At 69.0% G+C, this 20610-nt stretch carries 23 protein-coding genes; 14 read left to right on the forward strand and 9 right to left on the reverse strand.

Features of this window, described 5'->3' with window-relative positions; translation table 11 throughout:
- Positions 1 to 180 precede the first annotated feature (180 nt).
- A complete protein-coding gene (locus tag KLK06_RS47910; protein WP_214642431.1) occupies positions 181 to 1131 on the forward strand; it encodes a helix-turn-helix domain-containing protein in 951 nt (316 codons plus the stop codon).
- Positions 1132 to 1581: 450 nt separating this feature from the next.
- Positions 1582 to 1758 (forward strand): hypothetical protein, encoded by a 177-nt coding sequence (locus KLK06_RS47915; RefSeq protein ID WP_214642432.1) that lies wholly within the window; start codon positions 1582 to 1584, stop codon positions 1756 to 1758.
- Positions 1759 to 1950: 192 nt separating this feature from the next.
- On the opposite strand, the gene KLK06_RS47920 is transcribed toward KLK06_RS47915, so the two are convergent.
- Entirely contained in the window at positions 1951 to 2127 is a 177-nt protein-coding gene (locus KLK06_RS47920; protein WP_214642433.1) for a hypothetical protein, read from the reverse strand.
- 115 nt (positions 2128 to 2242) lie between these two features.
- The gene (locus KLK06_RS47925; protein WP_214642564.1) at positions 2243 to 2542 is read right to left on the reverse strand and encodes an FAD-binding protein; all 300 of its coding nucleotides are present in this window, start codon (positions 2540 to 2542) and stop codon (positions 2243 to 2245) included.
- On the opposite strand from KLK06_RS47925, the gene KLK06_RS47930 reads away from it, so the two are divergent.
- From KLK06_RS47930 to KLK06_RS47960, 7 genes are all read left to right on the forward strand, one after another.
- On the forward strand, positions 2541 to 2957 hold the full coding sequence (locus KLK06_RS47930) for a hypothetical protein (RefSeq protein ID WP_308168779.1): 417 nt from the start codon (positions 2541 to 2543) through the stop codon (positions 2955 to 2957). The two genes, KLK06_RS47925 and KLK06_RS47930, sit on opposite strands and share 2 nt — an antisense overlap.
- 672 nt (positions 2958 to 3629) lie before the next feature.
- Positions 3630 to 4010 (forward strand): peptidase inhibitor family I36 protein, encoded by a 381-nt coding sequence (locus KLK06_RS47935; RefSeq protein WP_214642434.1) that lies wholly within the window; start codon positions 3630 to 3632, stop codon positions 4008 to 4010.
- 399 nt (positions 4011 to 4409) lie between these two features.
- Complete coding sequence (locus tag KLK06_RS47940) at positions 4410 to 4994, forward strand: RNA polymerase sigma factor (RefSeq protein WP_214642435.1); 585 nt, start codon at positions 4410 to 4412, stop codon at positions 4992 to 4994.
- Positions 4991 to 6040 (forward strand): CU044_5270 family protein, encoded by a 1050-nt coding sequence (locus KLK06_RS47945; RefSeq protein ID WP_214642436.1) that lies wholly within the window; start codon positions 4991 to 4993, stop codon positions 6038 to 6040. Before KLK06_RS47940 ends, KLK06_RS47945 begins: the two co-directional genes overlap by 4 nt.
- Before the next feature lie 242 nt (positions 6041 to 6282).
- Positions 6283 to 7497, forward strand: a complete 1215-nt coding sequence (locus KLK06_RS47950; RefSeq protein ID WP_214642437.1) for an NAD(P)/FAD-dependent oxidoreductase — start codon at positions 6283 to 6285, stop codon at positions 7495 to 7497.
- Positions 7494 to 8384 (forward strand): RNA polymerase sigma factor SigJ, encoded by an 891-nt coding sequence (sigJ, locus tag KLK06_RS47955; RefSeq protein WP_214642438.1) that lies wholly within the window; start codon positions 7494 to 7496, stop codon positions 8382 to 8384. Before KLK06_RS47950 ends, sigJ begins: the two co-directional genes overlap by 4 nt.
- Before the next feature lie 176 nt (positions 8385 to 8560).
- Positions 8561 to 10051: an FAD-dependent monooxygenase gene (locus tag KLK06_RS47960; RefSeq protein ID WP_214642439.1), complete on the forward strand. Its 1491-nt coding sequence runs from the start codon at positions 8561 to 8563 to the stop codon at positions 10049 to 10051.
- A gap of 1 nt (position 10052) precedes the next feature.
- Here the strand turns inward: KLK06_RS47960 and KLK06_RS47965 are convergent, their stop codons facing one another.
- Positions 10053 to 10211 carry a hypothetical protein gene (locus KLK06_RS47965; protein WP_214642440.1) on the reverse strand — a complete coding sequence of 53 codons (159 nt, stop codon included), beginning with the start codon at positions 10209 to 10211 and terminating at the stop codon, positions 10053 to 10055.
- A 486-nt stretch (positions 10212 to 10697) separates the two neighbouring features.
- Here KLK06_RS47965 and KLK06_RS47970 point away from each other — a divergent pair, with 486 nt between their 5' ends.
- On the forward strand, positions 10698 to 11864 hold the full coding sequence (locus KLK06_RS47970) for an erythromycin esterase family protein (protein WP_214642441.1): 1167 nt from the start codon (positions 10698 to 10700) through the stop codon (positions 11862 to 11864).
- A 36-nt stretch (positions 11865 to 11900) separates the two neighbouring features.
- On the opposite strand, the gene KLK06_RS47975 is transcribed toward KLK06_RS47970, so the two are convergent.
- Positions 11901 to 12137: an MFS transporter gene (locus KLK06_RS47975; RefSeq protein WP_214642442.1), complete on the reverse strand. Its 237-nt coding sequence runs from the start codon at positions 12135 to 12137 to the stop codon at positions 11901 to 11903.
- Positions 12138 to 12283: 146 nt separating this feature from the next.
- Between KLK06_RS47975 and KLK06_RS47980 the strand changes: the two genes are divergently transcribed.
- Positions 12284 to 12445: a hypothetical protein gene (locus KLK06_RS47980; protein WP_214642443.1), complete on the forward strand. Its 162-nt coding sequence runs from the start codon at positions 12284 to 12286 to the stop codon at positions 12443 to 12445.
- A 161-nt stretch (positions 12446 to 12606) separates the two neighbouring features.
- Here KLK06_RS47980 and KLK06_RS47985 read toward each other — a convergent pair whose 3' ends face one another.
- Positions 12607 to 13749, reverse strand: a complete 1143-nt coding sequence (locus tag KLK06_RS47985) for an acyl-CoA dehydrogenase family protein (protein WP_214642444.1) — start codon at positions 13747 to 13749, stop codon at positions 12607 to 12609.
- Between the two features lie 133 nt (positions 13750 to 13882).
- On the opposite strand from KLK06_RS47985, the gene KLK06_RS62715 reads away from it, so the two are divergent.
- A complete protein-coding gene (locus KLK06_RS62715) occupies positions 13883 to 15394 on the forward strand; it encodes a PAS domain-containing sensor histidine kinase (RefSeq protein ID WP_214642445.1) in 1512 nt (503 codons plus the stop codon).
- 97 nt (positions 15395 to 15491) lie between these two features.
- Positions 15492 to 16004 (forward strand): flavin reductase, encoded by a 513-nt coding sequence (locus KLK06_RS47995; RefSeq protein ID WP_214642446.1) that lies wholly within the window; start codon positions 15492 to 15494, stop codon positions 16002 to 16004.
- 40 nt (positions 16005 to 16044) lie between these two features.
- Here KLK06_RS47995 and KLK06_RS48000 read toward each other — a convergent pair whose 3' ends face one another.
- The 4 genes from KLK06_RS48000 to KLK06_RS48015 form a co-directional block, all read right to left on the reverse strand.
- Positions 16045 to 16677: a response regulator transcription factor gene (locus tag KLK06_RS48000; protein ID WP_250907195.1), complete on the reverse strand. Its 633-nt coding sequence runs from the start codon at positions 16675 to 16677 to the stop codon at positions 16045 to 16047.
- A 123-nt stretch (positions 16678 to 16800) separates the two neighbouring features.
- Entirely contained in the window at positions 16801 to 17688 is an 888-nt protein-coding gene (locus tag KLK06_RS48005) for a sugar phosphate isomerase/epimerase (protein ID WP_214642448.1), read from the reverse strand.
- 19 nt (positions 17689 to 17707) lie between these two features.
- A complete protein-coding gene (locus tag KLK06_RS48010) occupies positions 17708 to 18019 on the reverse strand; it encodes a hypothetical protein (RefSeq protein WP_214642449.1) in 312 nt (103 codons plus the stop codon).
- Between the two features lie 51 nt (positions 18020 to 18070).
- Complete coding sequence (locus tag KLK06_RS48015) at positions 18071 to 19309, reverse strand: amidohydrolase family protein (protein WP_214642450.1); 1239 nt, start codon at positions 19307 to 19309, stop codon at positions 18071 to 18073.
- Between the two features lie 157 nt (positions 19310 to 19466).
- Between KLK06_RS48015 and KLK06_RS48020 the strand changes: the two genes are divergently transcribed.
- Positions 19467 to 20504: an Lrp/AsnC family transcriptional regulator gene (locus tag KLK06_RS48020; protein WP_214642451.1), complete on the forward strand. Its 1038-nt coding sequence runs from the start codon at positions 19467 to 19469 to the stop codon at positions 20502 to 20504.
- Positions 20505 to 20610 lie beyond the last annotated feature (106 nt).

Consider the following 20610-nt stretch of genomic DNA (forward strand, 5'->3'; position numbering starts at 1 on the left):
AAAGGCTACGTTGCCTTTCATGATGCGTCAACGTGAAATCCCCTTGAAGCGCTTAAAATACTGGGCTTTCAGCCGATCGTTGCAACAGCATTGTTGATAAATGCAATCCATGCACACCAGCCGTTGCAATGTAATGTGGGTGAACGCACCCGTGAACCCGACCGACAGGAGGGCGTGCCGATGCCCGGAGGCAGGCTGACCCACGAGGATCGCCGGCAGATCGTGATCGGGCTGGCCGAAGGGCTGGGATACGCCGAGATCGCCAGGCGGCTGGGCAGGCCCACGTCCACGATCAGCCGCGAAGTGGCGCGCAACAGTGCGCCCAGCGGCTACCTGGCCGACGGCGCCCAGCAGGCCGCCGGACAGCGCGCCCGCCGCCGCGGACCGGTTCAACCCACGGAGCAACCGATCGACGGACGGCCGACCGAGTCCGTGCGTGGTTTCGTGGAGCAGTTCGCGACGCTGCTGGTCGGGATCGGCCTTCCCCGGATGCCCGCGCGCGTGTTCGTCTGCCTGCTCACCTCCGACTCCGGGAGCCTGACGTCCGCCGAGCTCGTACGCCGGCTACAGGTCAGCCCGGCGTCGGTGTCCAAGGCCATCGGCTACCTCGAGGAGATCGAGCTGGTCAGACGCACGCAGGATGCCGGCCGCCGCGAACGGTATGTGATCGACGACGACATCTGGCTCCGGGCGTTCAAAGCCGACACCGGGGCACACGCCGAGGTCGCGGCGGCCGCGCGGCACGGGATCGAGATCTTCAACGCTGGCACACCCGCCGGCACCCGGCTGGGCCAGATGGCTCAGTTCTTCACCCGGATCAGCGAGCAGATGAGCGACAGCGGCCTCACCAACGCCGTCGTGCACGACGCGCTGACAGTGCTGGCCGCGCTGGTGTACGCCGCTCGGCCACTCACCGTGGACGAACTCGCCACGGCACTGGACTGGCCCATCCAGCGGGTGGCCGACGCCCTGGACGCGATCAGCCGTCGTCCGATCCTCTCCGACCCGCTCACCGTGGAGCAGGTCGGGCTCGGTGCGTACGCCATCACCCCGAGACCTGACCGCCTGAGCTCCGCGCAACGCGACGCACTGATCGTCAGTCCGCGCTCGACCCGAGGGCCTCGAAAATAACGAAGCCGGATAGACGTCGCAACCGCGACCCCTCCCGCCACACCCGCGCGCCTGCCGGACACCGAGGCGTCGCAGGACCCGAATCAGCTGCCGAGATTACGGAGCGGCGGCCGAGTGCCCGCCCCACCCGGCTCCCGGAGGCGGCAGGTTCCGCGAGGCCGACATCCACCCCAAGCTCCGCACCGAGCGAACGCCCAACTGGCCATTCCAGGCTCAGCGAGTGCGAGAAGACTTCGTCGTCCTGCCCTTTTGCATCGTAACATCGGATGTCTCAAACATAGATCAGTGCGGCGCGAGGAACCCCCACACTCCCGCAGATCTCAAAGTCTAAGACGAATTCCCTTGTAACAGGCCAACTATTGTCGTGCGATACATCGCATCCTATTATGTCGAGAGCCTACATAAGCAAGCGCGACTGCCCGCAATACACCCGATGTATCGGCTTGGTGGATGGGTGGGAGAACGAATGACTTCGCCCCCGGGCACGAGGAGTCCCCGATCTACTTCCAGCCCGAGATCAGGCGCGTCCTGGCCAACGCCGTACGGTGGGCGGCACCGCCCGCGCAGGCCCAGACGAAGGCCACCAGAAAGGGCGAGTACCCGAAGAACTGGTGGGTCCAGGCATGACCGATCTGATCCAGATCGGCCTCGGCTCCTGAGGGACCGACCGGGCTACCAAGAGCCTTCCGCAGCTCGCCTACGCAGGGATGACCGGCTGGGTGGACGCCTCCCCCGACGCGCGTGCGGCGTTAGTCGCCGCGACCGGCGCCGACCCAGGCACCATGCGGGAGGCGTTCGAGACGACCGGGGCCGTGGCCGCTACATCACCAACGTCGGCTCGTCGATGAGGTCGCTGATGGCCGAGACCACGATGGTGAACGGCAGGTTGCCGCCGCAGCAGGAGGAGATCCAGCTAGCGGGCTCGTACCCGATCTCCCGTGACGACGGCCTGCCGCTGGAGGCCGGGCGGCAGCAGCGGACGGGCAAGGCGCGCATCGACGCCGATCGAGGTGAAGGTGAGCGGCGCACGCACCGCTCCGGTGGACAAGCTGACCTTGTCAAAAAGGCGCCGGTCTGTCGGCCTGAGGGAAAGGGTGTCCCGGCAGATGCCTCACTGCTTCTGCCACGCCGCCACATGGTTTCCGGCGATGTAGGCGAAGACGCAGGCTGCGCCTATGCTCGCGCCTCCAGCGGGATAGGCGCGGCCCATGACCGAGGCGGTCGCATTGCCGGTGGCGTACAGGCCTGGGATCGGGTCGCCGTTCACGTCAAGGACGCGGGAGTGCTCGTCGCAGAGAAGGCCGCCGCTCGTCCCGACGTCGCCGAGGAAGACCTGCTCGCCGTGGCGCCGGAAGGGATCTGGCCGTGCCCGTTGCCGCGCATCGGTATCAGTCTCTCTGCCGGGCAGCATCGACACGGTCGATTGGTTCGGCCTCGGCCCAGGCGAGGCTTATCCGGACACCAGTGAAGCGGTGCGCGTCGGCAGGTTCAGCGCCGCCATCGACGAGATGCAGACCCCGTATGTCTATCCGCAGGAGAACGGCAGCCGCCGCCAGGTGCGCGAGGCTCGGCTGGTGGACGTGACCAACCGCGGGCTACACGTCATGGCCAGCCCAGCGGTGGCCCTGACAGTCCGCCGCTGGACCAGCGAGGACCTCGCCGCTGCCCGCCATACGACGGACCTGCGGGCACGCGACCGGGTGTTCGTCACCATCGACGCCTCACAACACGGAGTCGGCAGCAGTTCCTGTGGTCCGGGCACCCAGCCCGGCTACCGGCTCGACGCGCGACCCGCCGCTCTCACGCTGACGTTCCGACCAGTGTGAAAGCGAGCGGAGCGGGATGACGACAGTCCTGAACCAGTCCGGCTGACCTCTGGATCATGAGTTTTCAGGCGGCTGTGAGGACCGGCGATTCTTCGGGCGATCGACGAATGACCCTTTCCCCAAGGCCGAGTAGTCAAGGCGCTCGTAGCGCCGTCAAGCACGTGAGTTCCCAGGTGTGGTCGTCCCAGCGGAGCCAGGCCTTCCGCTCGGGGTCGGCCATCGATTGGGCGTGCGTGAGGTGGGCGCCAGCGTGGCCTGCCCCAGCGCCCCAACGCGGCCTACGCCGTCTTGGCCGCAGCCCACGAGCTCGGCGTCGAACCGGCCGCCGCCCTCAAGCTCGCCGCTCTGGCCGGATAAGGGCACGCACACCCGACCACCGGCCAGCCTGGCCTCTTCCTTCGCCGACCCGCACGATCATCTGGCGCGGTCATCTGGCGCAGGCGCCGCCTAGCGCCAGACAGACGAATCAGCCGCGGCCAACCCACTTGCCTACGTGCCTTGACGATCTTCAAATGGCTGACCAGCTAGTTCGCTTGGCAACCCACGATGACGATCGATGGCCATCGACCTTCGCCCAGCTGACGGCTGCCGTTCGACTGGACTGGTGGCGCATTTTTGGATCACCTGCCATGATCTTGGGCGAATTACACTCAACCGAAAATGAGGCCATCCGTGAAAAGAACGACGGTGCGTAGGGCCGGTGTCGTGGCGCTGGCTCTGACCAGCCTGATGGGGGTGGGCGCTACCGCGGAGGCCGACGCCCAGCGGCTCGCCAGTTCCTGCGGCGCCAGCGTCTGCCTGTACGAGCACGACGACTACGCCGGTGCCCAAGAGGACTTCCTCTTCACCTCCAACGGGTGCGCCAATGTGGGCGCGCTGAACAACAAGGCCAGCTCCATGAGGAATCCTTCGGCCGGCCGGATGCAGTTCTACAACAGCGCCAACTGCTCGGGTTCTTACGGCTACGCGGCCGCCCCGAGGTCAGCCGACAGTGACCTGACGAACAACGGCTTCGACAACCTGACGAGCTCCGTGAGGCGCGTCAACCCGTAGCGCCTCCTGATCACGGGTGATCTGGTACGGCCGATCCCGTACGATCTTGGCGGTTTCGGCCCTATCAGAATGAGGACCCTGTCACTACGACCGCTGGTCGTCTTATTCGACTGTCGCGAGTTGTCGATGAAGGCAAGCGCAACACTGACGGTCCGTGCTCACCTGCGGCGCATCGGCTCCACGTGCCGCCGCCGCTGGTCGCGGCCGCAGCCTTCCTGTCCCTCGAGAAGTCGTCCATGCAGGGCAGCTGCGGCATCCGGCCACGGGTCGTCGCGTCCGCCCTCGGGCCGACGGAAGCCAGGTGCAGAAGATCAGGCGTAGGAATGATCTGCGGGTGTGAATACAAATCGGGGGAACGGCGAAGTAGGCGTGTCCATGGTTCTTCTCCGAAGGGCAGGCATGCCAGCTCCCCCTCCGCAGTCGGCTCCGCCAACCGCTGAGACCGACGCACAGCTCATCGAGGTGTCACTACGCCGTCCTGAGCGGTTCGGTGCGCTGTTCGACCGACACCACGAGGCCATCCACCGCTACGTCCACTTCCGCCTCGGCGAATCGGCGGCGGACGACATCGCCGCGGAGACGTTCCTGCGGGCCTTTCGCAACCGTACGCGCTACGACCTCTCCCACCCTGACGCCCGCGCCTGGTTATTCGGCATCGCCTCCAACCTGGTGGACGGCCACCGGCGCGCCGAGGCCCGCAGGTACCGCGCCCTGGCCAGGAGTGCCGAGGTCACCGACGTCGTGAGCCACGACGAGCGTGTGGTCCAGCGGGTGTCCGCCGCCGTCATGCAGCCGCGCCTGGCCGCCGGTCTGGCCGCGCTCTCGCCCGGTGACCGGACCGTGCTGCTGCTGGTGGCCTGCGCCCAGCTCACTTATGAGGAGATCGCCGAGGAGCTCGGCGTCCCGCGCGGCACCGTCGGCTCGCGGCTCAACCGGGCCCGCAGGAAGCTCCGCCCGTTCATCACCATCGAGGAGTCGTCATGACCGATGACCTGCAGGAGATCAGGACGTCCCACGACGCGCTGCCCGGCCCCTCCGCCACGGCCATCGCCAAGGCGAAGGACTTGCTCGCAGCCGAGGCGGTGGCGGAACGAACGCCTCATACCGGCTCTGGCAAGCACCGCCTCCTGCTCAGGACGGCCGCGGTCGGCCTGGCGGCAGCCGTCGCCGCGGTCGCCTTCCTGACCGGTACCGACGGTGGTGCGACCCCGGCCAACGCGGCGGAACTGCTCCAGGAAGCGGCCACGGCCGCCGCCCGGCAACAAGCGCCACAGCCGGGCCAGATCCTCTACGTCAACCGCACGGACCAGATCAGGATGACCGTATGGGGTCACGAGCGCGACCGTTCGGAGGTCACTCAGGAAATTAACCGCGAGTACTGGATTCCCGCCGCCGACCCCGACGGCGCGCTGACCCGCCTCACCTACGGCAAGCTGCGCACCCACACCGGCCCGGTCCCGACCAGTATGGAGGCCCCGGGCACAGTCGAGTTCCAGCGCGCCGGGCCGTGCACCGTGCATGTGCTCTCGCCGACCGGTGGCGGCAACCTGCCCGACGACCCGGACCAGTTGCTCGCCCGGATTCGCGCGGACGCCGAGGCCTCGGTCAGGAACGAACGGCCCAAGCCCGGCACGGCACCACCCAGCAAGGACCAGATCGAGCGGCTCATCGAGCTCACGGTGACAAGCCGTCTCGTCACCCTGGCCCAAAACCCCTTCCCCGGTCCCGGCCTGCGTGCGGCGGTGCTCGACGCCCTGTCCCATATGCCCACCGCCACCATGCGCACCGACCTCACCGACCTGGCCGGGCGACAGGGCATCGGCGCCTCGATCAGATACCAGGGACCAGACGGATGGGAGCGCACTGAATTGATCTTCGAACCCGGCACCTACCGCTTTCTCGGCTGGCAACACCTGTCCGAGCCACCCGGCGGTGGGGTGCAGGGCTATGCCAGCGCAGTACTGGAAACCAAGATCGTGAACGCCATGCCGAAGATCCCGGCCGGCGCTCCCGAAGCGGTGGCCTGCTAAGCACCGAACGCCGCTCAGTAACCGTGCCGAAGCCGGCAACGCGCCAGCCGTCCGACGTGAACACGAGCTGGGCGTCCGCGGTGTCGGCAGGGGCAGCGTGACAGATAATGTCGGTTCTGTGTCACCGCTGGGGATGGGCCGAAGGCTTCGGCCGAGAACAGGTGTTCCCGCGCTCTTGAGTGGAGTGACGCACGTCACGTCGCGTCATGTCACGTCTCAGCGATCCGCGGTGTCCTGAGGGCATGACTGAACACAACACACCCCACAAGGTCGTGGTCATCGGCGGCGGTTACGCCGGAACGCTCGCGGCCAACCGTCTGCGGATGCGGGCCGACGTCGACATCACTCTGGTCAATCCGCGCCCGGAGTTCGTCGAACGCATCAGACTGCACCAGTTCGTGGCCCGTACCGGCGATGCCACGATTGACTACGGCACGCTGCTCGGCGAGGGCATCCGGCTGGTCGTCGACAGCGTCACGCGTATCGACACCGCCGCCCGCACGGTGCAGTTGGCGTCGGGCCGCGCGCTGGACTACGACTACGTCATCTACGCGGTCGGCAGCACCGCGGCGACACCGTCAGCGGTGCCTGGCGCGGCCGAATTCGCGTACGACATCGCGGAATGGGAGTCCGCGCAGCGGCTGCGCGCCCGGCTGGACGCGTTGCCCCTCGATGCTCCGGTCACCGTGGTCGGCGGCGGATTGACCGGCATCGAGACGGCCGCCGAACTGGCCGAACAAGGACGCAAGGTCACGCTGGTGTGTGGCCGGAGCCTGGCGCCCTATCTGAGTGCGTCGGGGCGCCGATACGTCGCCAAGTGGCTGACCCGGCACGGTGTCGCCGTGCTCGAGGCCGGCGTGGTGGCCGAGGTCCGGCCCGATGCGGTCGTCCTTGCCGACAGTTCCGGCGACGGGTCTGCCGACCGTGCGGTGCGTGCGAGCGGACTGACCATCTGGACGGCCGGTTTCGGGGTGCCCAAGCTGGCGGCGGCCAGCGGGCTGCGTACCGACGCGCTCGGCCGGCTGCTCACCGACGAGACGCTGACCAGCGTCGACGACGACCGCATCGTCGCGGCCGGCGATGCCGCCGCACCATCGGGCCAGCCGCTGCGGATGAGCGGCTACGCCGCCGGGCCACTCGGGGCGCAGGCCGCCGACGCCGTGCTGAGCCGTATCGCGGGGACCGAACCGGCGGTGATCACCCTGGCCTTCACGGGCGCGTGCGTCAGCCTCGGCCGGCGCGCCGGCATCCGACAGCTCGCCCGCAAGGACGACACCGCGGTGAACGTCTTCATCGGCGGCCGCATGGGCGCGGCGATCAAGGAGGTGACCTGCAAGTTCGTCGTGTCGAAGAGGATCCGCGGGGAGGCCCGCAAGCCGGGTTCCATGGGCTGGCCGACGGGCGGCCCGCGTCCCGGGCAGCCGACCTCCGCCGCGCGGGTGGTCACCTCCCCGTGAGCACCGACGAGCATGCCGAGCGGTTCACCCTGTTGCGGCCGCTGCTGTTCACGATCGTCTACGAGATCCTCGGCTCGGTCACCGAATCCGACGACGTACTGCAGAACAGCTATCTGCGGTGGGCCGAAGTGGACCTCGCGACGGTGCGGGACACCAAGTCGTATCTGGCACAGCTGGTGACCCGTCAGGCGCTCAACGCCTTGCGGGCCGGCGCGCGCCGTCGCGAGGACTACATCGGCTCGTGGCTGCCCGAACCGCTGCTGCTCGAGGCGAACGACGCCTCGGCCGATGTGCTGCTCGCCGAGTCGGTGTCGATGGCGATGCTCGTACTGCTCGAAACACTCACCCCCGATGAGCGTGCGGTGTTCGTGCTGCGTGAGGTGTTCGGCTTCGGCTACCACGACATCGCCACAGCGGTGGGCAAATCCGTGGCGACGGTGCGCCAGGTGGCACACCGCGCCCGAGAGCACGTACAGGCGCGGCGTAAGCGCTTCGAGCCCGTCGACGCCGCGACGACCACGCGGATCACCGAGCAGTTCATGACCGCGGCGGCCAGCGGTGACCTGGACGGGCTGCTCTCACTACTCGCGCCGGACGTCACCTGGACCGCCGACAGCGGCGGCAAGGCCACCGCGGCGCGCCGCCCGGTGGTGGGCGCGGAGAAGGTGGCCGCGCTCCTCATGACCATGTTCCGCCTGGGACGGCCGGGGAACCTGCGGATCGAGATGGTCAACTGCAACAACACCCCCGCGATCGTCCTCAGCGGAGAGCGCCTGGAAGGCGTCTTCCTGATCGAGATCGCCGACGGGAAGATCACCAACTTCTACGCCATCCGCAACCCCGACAAACTTCTCGCGGTGGCGGCTCCGCGTCAGATCAGCCGGTAGCAGGAGCCGGCAAGCCGCAGCGCACCGGAGTTGCCGCCGCAGATGCGGCGCCCGGTCGAGGAGCTCGCCCGGGCACGGGATGGCGCGGCTGTGACGCGTCCGGTGGCGATCGCCGAACGCATCCCCCCGATGCGTGTGTTGATCAATTTGACGGAACGATGACCAAGGAGTTGACCATGACCGACACGCAGGTAGTGATAGCTGGGGCGGGGCCGACGGGGCTGATGCTCGCGTGCGAGCTGCGGCTCGCCGGGGTCGATGTGCTCGTACTCGAGCGTCTCCCCAAGCCTCGAACGGTGGAATCGCGGGCCGGTGGTCTACACATCCGTACGATGGAGACACTCGATCAGCGAGGCCTCATCGACCGGTTCCTCGAGCACGGACGCCGGATGCAGGGCGTGCACTTCTCCGCCCTCCGGCTCGACGTGTCCGATGTGACGACGCGGTATCCGTACGTTCTCGTCATCTTGCAGTCCGAGGTGGAACGGCTGCTGGAGGAGCGCGCGGTGGAGGTCGGGGTACGGCTGCGACGCGGCGCCGAGGTGGCGGGGTTCACCCAGGACGAAACGGGTGTCACGGTGGAGCTCGCGGACGGGTCGCACGTCCGGGCGGACTATCTCGTCGGCTGCGACGGCGGCCGCAGCACCGTGCGCGGGCTCGCGGGCATCGAGTTCCCCGGCACCCCGGCCACGATGACCGCTCTGCTCGGCGACGTCGAGCTCGCCGAGCCGCCCGCCAACGACATCTTCCAGGAGCGGCGCGAGCACGGCAGCTTCTCGGTGCTGTCGTTCGGACCGGACTGGTACCGGGTGCTGACCAACGAGTTCGATCACGTCGCCGACCGGGACGATCCGGTGACCATGGAGACCCTCCGCAAGGCCATGCTCAAGATCGCTGGGACGGATTACGGGATGCACTCGCCGCGCTGGCTCTCCGGGCACGGCGACGCGGCGCGCCAGGCCGACCGTTACCGCGTGGGCCGGGTGCTCCTCGCCGGCGACGCCGCGCACATCCACTTCCCGGCGGGCGGTCAGGGCCTGAACACCGGCGTGCAGGACGCGGTCAACCTCGGCTGGAAGCTCGCCGCCGTCATCCACGGCCAGGCCCCGGACCTGCTGCTCGACACCTACCACGCCGAACGCCACCCGGTCGCCGCCCGCGTCCTGCAGAACACCCGCGCCCAGACCGCCCTCTGGCGGGTGGATGATCACACCTCCGCGCTTCGCGAGGCGCTGGGCGATCTCATCGGCATCGATGAGGTACGGCTGCGCCTGGCCGGCATGATCACGGCGACCGACATCCGGTACCCGATGGAGGGGACGGACGACCTCCTCGGCCGGCGGATTCCGGATCTCGACATCGAACACGGCCGCGTCTACGAGCTCCTGCACCGCGCCCGTGCGGTTCTGCTTGATCTTGGTGGTCTCCCGCCCCTCGACGCCGTCGTGACCGGCTGGGCGGACCGGGTCGATCTCGTCCGCGCCCGTCCTGCCGAGGGCTCCGATCTCGGCGCGGACGCCGTACTCATCCGTCCCGACGGACATGTCGCCTGGGTCACCCGCGCCGGCGAGCGGCCAGACCTGAACGCTCTCCGGACCGCCCTCACGACGTGGCTCGGCCCGGCCGGCCTTCACGGTACGCAGCGGCCCACGGCAACCTCGGACTAAGTCAGGCACCGGCGACGACCTGGCTGAGCCGGGCGGTGCCGAGCGGGCCAAGGGCATGGGCGATTGGATCGCCGAGGTCCACGACTGTCTGCGCAAGGAGCTCGGCGACCTGCTGCGCCAGGTCGCCGACCTGGTCGCCGAAGCGGGCCGCAGTGCGCAAGGTGGTGCTGCTGTCCTCCGGAGCGGTCGATGACGACACCGAGGTCCAGGACGGACCGATCGCTTCCTACCACGCCGAGATCGAGCAGGCCCTGCGCGCCTCCGACCTGGAGTGGACCTTCCTGCGCCCGGACCCCCTTCCCAAAACCCGTATCAGACTAGGGGGCGATGGTGAGCGAACCTCCGCATGCCCCACGTCTCCGGGCGGACACGTCAGGTCCGCACAGTGAGCCACGGAGACAGCGCTCCCGGCGAGCCGGTGCGGCGGTCGTCGAGGAGTTGGGGGCGATAGCCGAGGGCGGTGCGTTCGGCGGCGGGCAGGATGCCGGCGTCCTCGTGTTTCCTGATCGTCTAGGTAGACCGGCCGTGCTCGCGCGCCAGGTCCACTGGCCTCATGGATGCATCGCCGGTTGAAGGTCTATCGCGATGGGAGCAGGGGTTTCCGGGGAAAAGTTTACACCGAAAGTTCAACGATACCGTTGAAGGCATGGATATCAAAGACACGGCCCGGCCGCTCGATGGCGTGGGCGTCTCGGCGTTCCTCCGATCGCTTCCCGCCACTCCCCTGCTGCTCGGCCTGGGCGAGGCCAGGCACTTCGTGGGGGAGCTGGGCGAGTTGCGCAACGAGGTTTTCCGGCATCTGGTCGAGAACGAGGGCTATCGGTCGTTCGCCATCGAGAGCGACTGCCTCATGGGCCTCGTGGTGGACGACTACGTCACGACGGGCGCGGGCACGCTCGATGACGTCATGGAACGCGGCTTCAGCCACGACTTCGGCACGTTCCCGGCCAACCGCGAGCTCGTGCGCTGGATGCGGGCGTACAACGAGGAGCATGATGAAAAGCTCCGGTTCTTCGGGTTCGACGGCCCGCTGGAGTATTGGGCGGCGAGCCCGCGCCAGGCGCTCACCGCCCTCTACGCCCTCCTCGACGACCCGCTCCCGTGTACGACAGAAACTCTTGACGCGCTGCTGGGCCCGGACGACCGGTGGTCGAACGAGGCCACGGCCATGGACCCGTCCCAGTCGATCGGCCAGTCCGCCGACGCCCAGCGGCTGCGACTGATCGCCGACGACCTGGTGGCGCTGCTCGACACGCAGGCGCCGCGGCTGAGCGCGGAAGACAGGGAGCTGGCGGCACTGTACGGACGCACCGCCGTCGGCCTGCTCCGCTACCACTACTGGATGGCCGATGCCTCCCCGGCACGGTGGTCCCGGCTGTCGGCCCTGCGGGAGGCGATGATGGCCGCCAACCTGCGTGCCGTCGCCGAGCAAGGCCCGGCCCTGGTTTTCGCCAGCAACCTTCACCTGCAGCGGAACAAGAGCCTCATGCCGTTCGGCGACCAGACGCTGGAGTGGTGGGGCGCGGGGGCGATCGCCGAAACGCACCTGGGCGACCGGTACGCCTTTCTGGCCTCGGCCTTCGGCACGGTCGGCGACGACATTCCGTCCCCGGACACCGTCGAGGGCCTCCTGTCCACGCTCCCGTGGGACCACTCTCTCATCGACGCCCGCCACCTGGCCAAGGCCATCACGAAGCCCGCCCCGCGTACCTCCTCCGATTTCGCCTATTTCCCGCTGGACCCGGCCCAGCTCGACATGATCGACGGCATCGTCTTCCTCAAGCAGGCTGTCAGGCTGAAAAAGCTGGGTTGACGTGGCATCAGCCGTGTCGGCGACTTTTGACCACGCTCAACAACGCCCCAACGGCGCGTTGTTGAGCGTGGGGATATGGGCACGCCGACGCGTTGGTCTGCCCGACGGCGTATTCATCGCGGCCGCGACCCCCATCGCCATCCGGACGGCGATCAGTTGCTCCGCGGTGACGACAAAGGCGGTCGCCAGGCTCGCCACGCCGAGCAGGACCAGCCCGATGAGCATGATCCGCCGCCGGCCGAACCGATCGGCGATCGCGCCGAACGCCAGCATCAACCCGCCGAGACGGATCCATCCCCTTTTTCCGGACCGCGGCGTCGCCCGCGCTGGTCGCGCGTGCGAGAGAGATCGCCTCCGATCTTCAGCACACCCTCACCGAGGAGCTCGAACGCGACCCGACCTTCGAGAGCGACGGGACGTTGCTCGCCGCCTTCTTCATCGCCGGTTTCGGCACTGTGATGGTGGAGACCGCGCGTCGCCTCATCGCCGGAGAGCCGCCGAGCGCCGTGGTGGACGGCCACCGCGCGCGCCTCGAGCGGCTGTTCGACGCGCTCCGCAGCGGAGTCGCCCCCCGACCGTGAGGGTCAGGAGGCGGCGGGTGCTGCCAGCAAGGCCGAGAGCATCGGCAGCGCCACTCCCCACCGGGTCGCCTGCTCCCGCAGCGCCGTGGCGAGGACATCGCGCGTCTCCTGCCGATGGAGACGGAACTGCTCGCGAATGGTTCGGGCCGGTCGTCGTGGGCTCAGCGGAAGGCGGGGACGGTTGGTGGCCGACCCATGAGGACGGCGCCCGCGGCGTCGTACATCGCCGGGCTGAGGAAGGCGTGCTCCTGTGGCACCAGCGCGTCGCCGAGCAGAGCCTGCAGCGGGTGATCGCGGTAGATCGCGGCGGTGCCGGAGAGGGAGACGACCTTGTGGACCACCTCCGAGGAGGTCCGGGCGAGGTGGGCGGCGGACAGCCGCAGATGCGCGTTCTGTTCGTCGCTGACCAGGCCGCCGGCGACGAGCGTCTGCCAGGCCTCGTCGGCGGCCTCGTAGAAGTAGGCGCGGGCGGAGCGGAGCACGGCCTCGGCCTCGGCGATGCCGGCGCGGTAGTAGGCGCGGTCGGCGAGTTTCGGCGCGCCGGTGATGCCGGCCCGGCCGCTGCCGACCTCCTTGGCGAAGTCGAGGGCGGTCCGGGCGACGCCGGCGGAGACCACGGAGAGGGACTGGGCGACGTACGTGATCGCGGGGTAGCGGTAGAGCGGCTCGTCCACCACCGGCTCCCCACCGCGGATGAAGGTCCACTCGCGATCGACCTCGACATTGTCGGCGACCAGATCGAAGGAGCCGGTGCCCCGCATGCCGACGACGTCCCAGTCCTGCACGATCTCCAGGTGCTCCGGACGCACCAGCGCCCCACGGGGTTTGCCGGAGGTCGAGTCGTCGCCGGGGATGCCGACGCAGATGACGTCGGCGGCCATGCAGCCGCTCGCGAACTTCCACCGGCCGCTGACCAGGAAGCCGCGTTCGGTGGGGGTGGCCTGCTGGATCGGGAACAGCGCCCCGGCGAAGACGACGTCAGGGCCGTCGGCGTACAGCTTGGCCTGGGTCTCCAGCGGCAGCGAGCCCAGATAGACGAGCTGGGAGCCGAAGCTCGCGACCCAGCCGGTGGAGCCGTCGACGGCCGAGATCCGCTCGATCTTCTGGAGAAACTCCGCGGGCGGCATCGTCTGCCCGCCGAACTGCTCCGGCGTGGCGCAACGATACAGGCCAAGCCGCTTGAGCCGGTGGACGAAGTCCTTGGAGACGTAGCGCTGCTCGCGAAACTCCTGGCGACGCTCGGCCAGCTCGGCGAGCATCTCGCCGAACGCGCGTTCGGGCTCGGTCCCCTGGCTCTGCGCCATCACAGCTCCTCATGGTTCGGTAGGTGCTCCAGAGTAAGAAGAGCGCTCCCGGTCCGTCAGTCGTCATTTCCTCGGCCTGACGTAGGGGATTTCTTTAACACCCGTTCTCCGGCCCGGGACCTACGCTGTGGTGGTGCGAGTAGATCCGCAGGCTCCCGAGCTCGTCAGCGACGACTTCGTGGCGATGATGAACGCCTCCCGGATGTGCGTCCTCGTTCACGACGCGGCGACCAAGAACATCCTGTGGGCCAACCCGGCCGCCTGCGAGCTGCTGGAATTCACGCTGAACGAGATCCGGCCACTCAAGGCCAACCACATGAGCAGCTCGGCGCAGCAGTACGACCGGATCATCGGCCGCGACTGGCTGCAGGACGCCGTGGAGAAGGGCGCGAGCCGGATCGAATGGCACTACCGCTCCAAGTCCGGGCGGGTCATCCCGACGGACGCCCTCGCGATGCGGGTCGAGCTCGCGCAGGGGCCGGCGGTGATGGTGCAGTTCCGCGACATCGAGCGTGAGCAGCGGGTGGAGCGCGAGCTGCGGCTCACCACGTCGTACGTCGACGCGCTGGCCCACCACACCTCCACCCTCGCCTTGATGCTGGACGCGACGGGGGTGATCCGCTTCGCGACCGACACCGCGCTCAGCGCGATCGGCGCACCGGTGAACGAGCGGGCGGTCGAGCCGATGCGGCCACTGACCGCGTTCGCCCGGCTGCAGCTCGACGGCCGCGAGGTGAGCTGGCAGGACGTCCTCGCCCGCGCCACTCCGGTCACGCCGGTCCAGTTGGACGTGCGCCACCCCGATGGCGAGCGGGTCTGGCTGGAAGGGTCGCTGGAGCGGCTGCGGGAGGAGGACGGCGACGCGCTGCTGATGATCCTGCACGATGTCTCCGACCGGGTCCAGGACCAGGTCCGCCGCACCCGCGAGCTGCACCGGGAGAACCACCTGGCCCGCTACAACGCCATGGGCGACATGGCCATGGCGATCGCCCACGAACTCGGCCAGCCGCTGGCCGCGGCCGCCAACTTCCTGGCCGGGGTGCGCCACCGGGCCGACCAGTTCGAACGGCAGGAGCGGCTGCCGAAAGGCGTCGCCGGCCAGCTGACCCACGGCATCACCGGTGCGGTCAACCAGATCGAACGCGCCTCCGCGATCGTGAGCTCGGTGCGTGCCTTCGTCGGCCACCTGGAGCAGGTGGAACAGGTGGCCGACCTCAACGACATCGTCGAGGAGTGCCTTTACTTCGTGCGGCTGCGCGCGGCGCCGCTCGGGGTCGAGGTCCAGATCCGGCTCAGTCCCGAGCCGGTGCTGGTGCGCTGCGAACGGGTGCTGACCGGCCAGGTGGTGCTCAACCTCGCCTTCAACGCCGTCGACGAAATGGCACAGTCACCGTCCGCGGCGAAGTCGATCACCATCGCCACGGCCGCTGACGGCACCTTCACCGTGGACGACCGGGGCCGGGGTCTGCCGCGCGACCCGTTCGCGGAGTCGTTCACCTCCAAGGAGCACGGCAGCGGGATCGGCCTGGCGCTCAGCTACCGGATCATCACCCGTCAGCACGGCACGATCTGGGCGGCGAAACGGGACGAGGGCGGATCGCGGTTCGGGTTCCAACTGCCGCTCGCGCAGCCAGGGCGCGAGTAGGGGAAACCCTCAGCCGGTGCGGATGAAATCTCACTATCGGCGCCTGACGGTCGCGGCCTAGCTTCGAAAGGCACCCGCTCACCGTCAGGAGGCAGCCGTGGATGACCAGACCGAGGCCCAGCGCAGTTTCCGTACCGCGATGGCGAACCTCTCCGCCGCCGTCAACGTCGTCACCACCGACGGCCGGCACGGCCGAGCAGGCGTGACGGTGAGCGCGGCGTGCGCCGTCACCGACACCCCGCCCACCATGCTGGTCTGCGTCAACCGCTCCAGCAGCTCGCACGACATCGTCCTCGCCAACGGGCGCATCTGCGTCAATGTACTCGGCACCGACCAGGAGGAGCTGGCGCTGCACTTCGCCGGCGCGACGAACGTGCCGACCGCCGAGCGCTTCGGCGAGGGCTCCTGGGACTTCGACACCCATGGTGTGCCCGTACTGCGCGACGCGCTCGCCTCGGTCGTCGGACGCATCATCACCAAGCGTAGGCAAGGCTCGCACACGGTGGCCTTCGTCGAGATCGACGCGGTCACCGCACGCGTGGACAGCGGCGCCCTGGTCTACTTCCAGCGCCGCTTCCACGCTCTCGCCGCCACCGCGCTCAGCGCCTGACCGGTCGTGTCCTCGTGACGAGCGGCCGGCCACCGAGCCGTCACAGATCGATCCGGTAGTGGAGCACATCACGCACCAGCGCCCCCAGGCTCTCGGCGCCGGTCTTGGCCTTGATCCGGGCACGGTGCACATCGACGGTCTTCACGCTGGTGCCGAGCCGGCGGGAGATGAGCTGGCTGGGCAGGCCATCGACGACGAGCCTGAGCACCTCGAGCTCCCGCGCGGTGAGCGACTCGACCCGTTCGCGGACGGCCTGCCGGTGAGCGTGCTCACTGAAGCGCCGCCCGGCCTCCCGCGACTGCTCCTGAACGACTTCGAGCATCTGCTGCGGCTTGTAGGGCTTCTCCAGGAAGTCGACCGCCCCTCGTCTCAGCGCCCGTACCGACATCGCGATATCACCGTGCGCGGAGCAGAAGATGATCGGGGCGGGATAGTCGAGCCCGAGCAACTGCTCCTGCAGCTCGAACCCGCTCACGCCGGGCATCCGGACGTCGACGATCAGCACGGCCGGCTCGGCCGGGTCGTACTCGGCGAGGAACGTCGCGGCGTCGGGATAGGTGAGCGCTTGGATTCCGACGCTCTCGAAGAGAAAGGCCAGCGACTGTCTCAGGTCGTGGTCGTCGTCGACGATGTGCACGACCGGGCCGACCGCGGCCGACCCCGCGCCGCTCATCACGCGGACGCTCCCCCGCTCCCGCAGGCCGCCGCGCCGAACATCAGAATTCCCGCTCCTATGAGCGGTGCTGTCCTACGCATGGTTTCTCCATCGGTTCCTTCTCCCCGACCGCAGGACCGTTTACGTCTGCGCGGCGGCCCATGCTCCGCACATCCGGACGCTGTCCTCCGGCGTCGCCTGGGCGCCGCGGTCGACCTCGACGATCAGCCAGCCGTCGAAGTCCTCCGGCAGGGCCCGCAGGAAACCGTCGATGTCCGCCTCGCCCTGACCCGGTTCGGACCACAGGCCGGCCAGGACGGTCCGGCGGTAGTCCCAGCCCTCGTTCTTGGCCCGCTCGGCGAGCGTCAGCCGGAGGTCCTTGATGTGGACGCTCGCCACCCGGTCGGCGTAGTCGCGGACGAGCTGTGCGGCATCAGCGCCGGCCCAGGCCAGGTGGCCCATGTCCGGGCCGAAGGCGAGCAGGGAGGCGTCCACGGTGTCCAGAACGAACCGGGTCTCCTCCTCTGTCTCGGCCCAGGTGCCCACGTGCGGGTGAAAGGCCGGAGTGATTCCGCCGGCCCCGATGACGCCGGCCACCTCGGCCAGCAGGTCCCGCACCCGTTCCAGGCGGTCCTGGTCGGCCAGGTGACCGACCGCCGGCCGGGCCACGCGTGGCGCGTCCTTGGCCATGCCCATGGCCAGGAACATCGTCGGCACGCCCAGCACCGCGTGTTGCTCGGCGAGGCGGGCGGCGCTGTCCATGAGCTGCCCCTTCTCGGTCGCGTCGTCGCTGAGACGTACCGGGAGGTAGCCCGGCGCGGCGCTCAGCCCGTGATCGGCGAGCGACTTCGCGTAATCCTCGGCCGTCACACCGGCGGGTACGGAGCTGTGCACGGCCGTGAGTCCGGCCTCACGGATCGTCGTCAGCTGCTCATCCAACGACGGCGCGAGGGAGGGGTCGATCCAGCCATCAGGGCTGGCCACCCACTGCAGGGGGTTGATGGCGATGCGATTTCGACTGATCTTCATATCTGTTCCTTTCGGGAGGTCAGCGGGTGTAGCGGGGCTCGGGGCGCGCGCAGGTGCTCTCGATGGCGACGAGCCGTCCCTCCTGCTGAGATGACGCCGAGACGCCGACCGGCTCGCCGATCAGGCCGGCGTCGATCGCGTGGCGGGCGGTCTGGCCGGCGCTGCCGAGGAAGGTGTCCGGCGCCGCTCCCAGCAGGCGGCCGCTGTGCCGGGCGGCCTCGATGTCGGCGACCCTGACCAGTTCGAGGCCGGGCAGCGTGCGCAGACCTTCGGCATAGCGGCCGAAGATGTTGCCCGCGCCCAGGATGCCGATCCTGTGTCGCGTGTCCATTGCGCGCTGTCCTCCTCAAGGATGCGGAGATTCGGGCGGCTCAGGAGAGCCTCAGAGCAGGTTCTTGCGGATGACTCCGGCCTGAGCGACCAGGACGATGCTCTGCGGACGGCCGAGGAGGGAGATGTCGGCGAGTGGGTCGCCGGCCACGACGACGAGATCGGCGATCTTGCCTGTCTCGACGGTGCCGAGGGTGTCGGCGAGGCCGAGCAGCTCCGCCGAGGCGCGGGTGCCGGCCACGATGGCGGCCATCGGCTCCATGCCGAGTTCGACGAGGTAGGACAGTTCTCGCAGGTTGAACCCATGGGGCGTCACTCCTGCGTCGGTGCCCACGGCGATCTTGACGCCCTGGGAGATGGCGCGGGCGATGTTCTCCTTGGTCACGCCCGCCCAGCGGGACTTCTTGCGATAGTGGTATTCGGGCATGCCGGCCGGGTCGAGTGGCCGGAACGCGGTCGCCAGGGTCGGCACCAGGAACGCGTCCTGCTGACGGGCGAGGTCGCACAGCTCGTCGGTGATGCCGTAGGCGTGCTCGACGCTGGTGACTCCGCTGAGCAGAGCGTTGCGGATTCCGGCGGCTCCCTGCGCGTGGGCGGCGACCTTGCGGCCACGGTGCCGGCGTCCCTCGGTGACCGCCGCCCGCATCTCCTCGATGGTCAGCCCCTCGTCGTCGGGGTCGTCGTGCGGGCTGCCCATGCCTCCGGTGGCGCACACCTTGATCACATCGGCACCGTCCCGGAGCATCCTGCGGGCGGCCACGCGTACTTGATCAGGGGTGTCGGCGAGCTCGGTGAGCCAGGGAGCGGCGTTGACCCCGCTGGGCAGCCGGCAGTCGGCATGGCCGCCGGTATGCCCGATGACCTTGACGGCGACCTGGAGGCGAGGGCCTTCGATGAGGCCCTGCTCGATGGCCGTGCGGAAGCCGGCGGGGGTACCGCCCAGATCGCGGACCGTGGTGACGCCCGCGTGCAGGGTCTCGCGCAGTCGAGCGGCGGTGGCGAAGACGTCCACGACCGGATCGGCGCCCAGCCCCTCGGTCAGCCGGCGGCCGGGCGTCATGGCCATGTGGACGTGACAGTCGAAGAACCCTGGCAGCAGAGTGCGCCCGGTCACGTCGATCACGACCGCCTCGGAGGTGGCCGGTGCCTGGGCGGCTGAGCCGGCATAGCGGATCCGGCCGTCCTCATCGGTGATGACCGTGGCGTTCGGAACGGGCGGGGCGCCGGAGCCGTCGATGAGCGCGGCGCCTTCGAACCGCAAGGCTGTGTCGCAGGCCGGAGCCCAGGTCATTGGCTGTCTCCAGGGGTGAGTTCGCGCCGGTGGCGTGGTGCCCTTAGACCGGTAGTCTCGGTAGGGCATTCGCCGCACTCAGCAAAATCGCCGGATTTTTTCACCGCAGTCGGCTGGATGCCGGATTACGTGCAAACCAGACATGCAGGGATGTGACATGGCCGACCGGCCGGATTCCGCCGCGCAGCTGCCCGACGAACTCGACCTGGCGATCGTCAACGCCCTGCAGACCCACCCCCGGGCCCCATGGTCGCTCGTCGGCGAGGTCCTGCAGGTCGACCCGGCCACGGCGTCACGGCGCTGGCGCCGGATGCGGTCCGCCGGCCATGCCTGGGTCACCGGCTTCCTCACCAACGGGTTCACGCAGGAATGCGGGGCGATCCTGGAGATCAACTGCCATCCAGGACGCGTCGTCGAGGTCGCCGAGACCCTGTCGGCCGATCCGCAGGCCTACGGCATCAAGCTCATGAGCGGCCGCCGGGACCTGGTCGCGCTGGTCGTGGCGCGGAACCTGGAGGAACTCTCGCACTACCTGCTGGAACGACCCGGCCGGCTACCCGGCGTGGCGCGCATGGGCAGCTACCTGATGGTCGGTGACGCACGGGCCAGCAGCCGCTGGCGGCTGCGCAACCTGGAGCCCGCCGCGGTGGCGCGCCTCAGCGAGGCGGCGCGCCCGCGACCGGCCCCGCCCCTCACGCTGCGGGAGGTGGACCATGCCCTGGCCGGCGCGCTGGCCAGGGACGGCAGGTTGGGCCTGGCCGAACTCGCCGCGGAGATCGGCACCAGCCTCGCCACCGCCCGCCGCCGGATGAACGCGCTGCTGGGCAGCGGTCAGTTGACGCTGCGCTGCGACATGGCGCGGACGCTGTCGGGCTGGCCGGTCACCGCTTGCTTCTGGGCGCGGGTGCCGATGGACTCTCTGGCCGAGACGAACAAGGAACTGGCCGCCATCCCCGAGGTCCGGGTCGCCTTCATCACCGCCGGGCCGCAGAACCTGTATCTGGAGGCATGGTTGCGTACCACGTCGGACGTGGTGCGCTTCGAGGAGCGGCTCACCGCCCGGCTGCCACGGATGACGGTCGACGACCGCGCCATCACCCTGCGGGTCATCAAGCACAGCGGACGCATCCTCGATGCGGCGGGCCGGTGCGTGGACACCATTCCCCCGTTCTCGGCGATGCCCCAGCAACGGTAACCGCACGAGAATTCAGGCCGTTCGAGGGCCGTATGGCGAATCACGCCCGACACCCAGCCAAAGAACCGACCGAGACGAATTTCTCACGCCACACATATCGATGCGG

Source organism: Nonomuraea sp. NEAU-A123 (assembly GCF_018603905.1).
Taxonomy (GTDB): Bacteria; Actinomycetota; Actinomycetes; order Streptosporangiales; family Streptosporangiaceae; genus Nonomuraea.

Coding starts and splice junctions, on each gene's coding strand:
- KLK06_RS47910 (WP_214642431.1), top strand. CDS start 181: ATGCCCGGAGGCAGGCTGACCCACGAGGATCGCCGGCAGATCGTGATC.
- KLK06_RS47915 (WP_214642432.1), top strand. CDS start 1,582: ATGGGTGGGAGAACGAATGACTTCGCCCCCGGGCACGAGGAGTCCCCG.
- KLK06_RS47920 (WP_214642433.1), bottom strand. CDS start 2,127: ATGCGCGCCTTGCCCGTCCGCTGCTGCCGCCCGGCCTCCAGCGGCAGG.
- KLK06_RS47925 (WP_214642564.1), bottom strand. CDS start 2,542: ATGCTGCCCGGCAGAGAGACTGATACCGATGCGCGGCAACGGGCACGG.
- KLK06_RS47940 (WP_214642435.1), top strand. CDS start 4,410: ATGCCAGCTCCCCCTCCGCAGTCGGCTCCGCCAACCGCTGAGACCGAC.
- KLK06_RS47945 (WP_214642436.1), top strand. CDS start 4,991: ATGACCGATGACCTGCAGGAGATCAGGACGTCCCACGACGCGCTGCCC.
- KLK06_RS47950 (WP_214642437.1), top strand. CDS start 6,283: ATGACTGAACACAACACACCCCACAAGGTCGTGGTCATCGGCGGCGGT.
- KLK06_RS47960 (WP_214642439.1), top strand. CDS start 8,561: ATGACCGACACGCAGGTAGTGATAGCTGGGGCGGGGCCGACGGGGCTG.
- KLK06_RS47970 (WP_214642441.1), top strand. CDS start 10,698: ATGGATATCAAAGACACGGCCCGGCCGCTCGATGGCGTGGGCGTCTCG.
- KLK06_RS47975 (WP_214642442.1), bottom strand. CDS start 12,137: ATGCTGGCGTTCGGCGCGATCGCCGATCGGTTCGGCCGGCGGCGGATC.
- KLK06_RS47985 (WP_214642444.1), bottom strand. CDS start 13,749: ATGGCGCAGAGCCAGGGGACCGAGCCCGAACGCGCGTTCGGCGAGATG.
- KLK06_RS48000 (WP_250907195.1), bottom strand. CDS start 16,677: ATGAGCGGCGCGGGGTCGGCCGCGGTCGGCCCGGTCGTGCACATCGTC.
- KLK06_RS48005 (WP_214642448.1), bottom strand. CDS start 17,688: ATGAAGATCAGTCGAAATCGCATCGCCATCAACCCCCTGCAGTGGGTG.
- KLK06_RS48010 (WP_214642449.1), bottom strand. CDS start 18,019: ATGGACACGCGACACAGGATCGGCATCCTGGGCGCGGGCAACATCTTC.
- KLK06_RS48015 (WP_214642450.1), bottom strand. CDS start 19,309: ATGACCTGGGCTCCGGCCTGCGACACAGCCTTGCGGTTCGAAGGCGCC.
- KLK06_RS48020 (WP_214642451.1), top strand. CDS start 19,467: ATGGCCGACCGGCCGGATTCCGCCGCGCAGCTGCCCGACGAACTCGAC.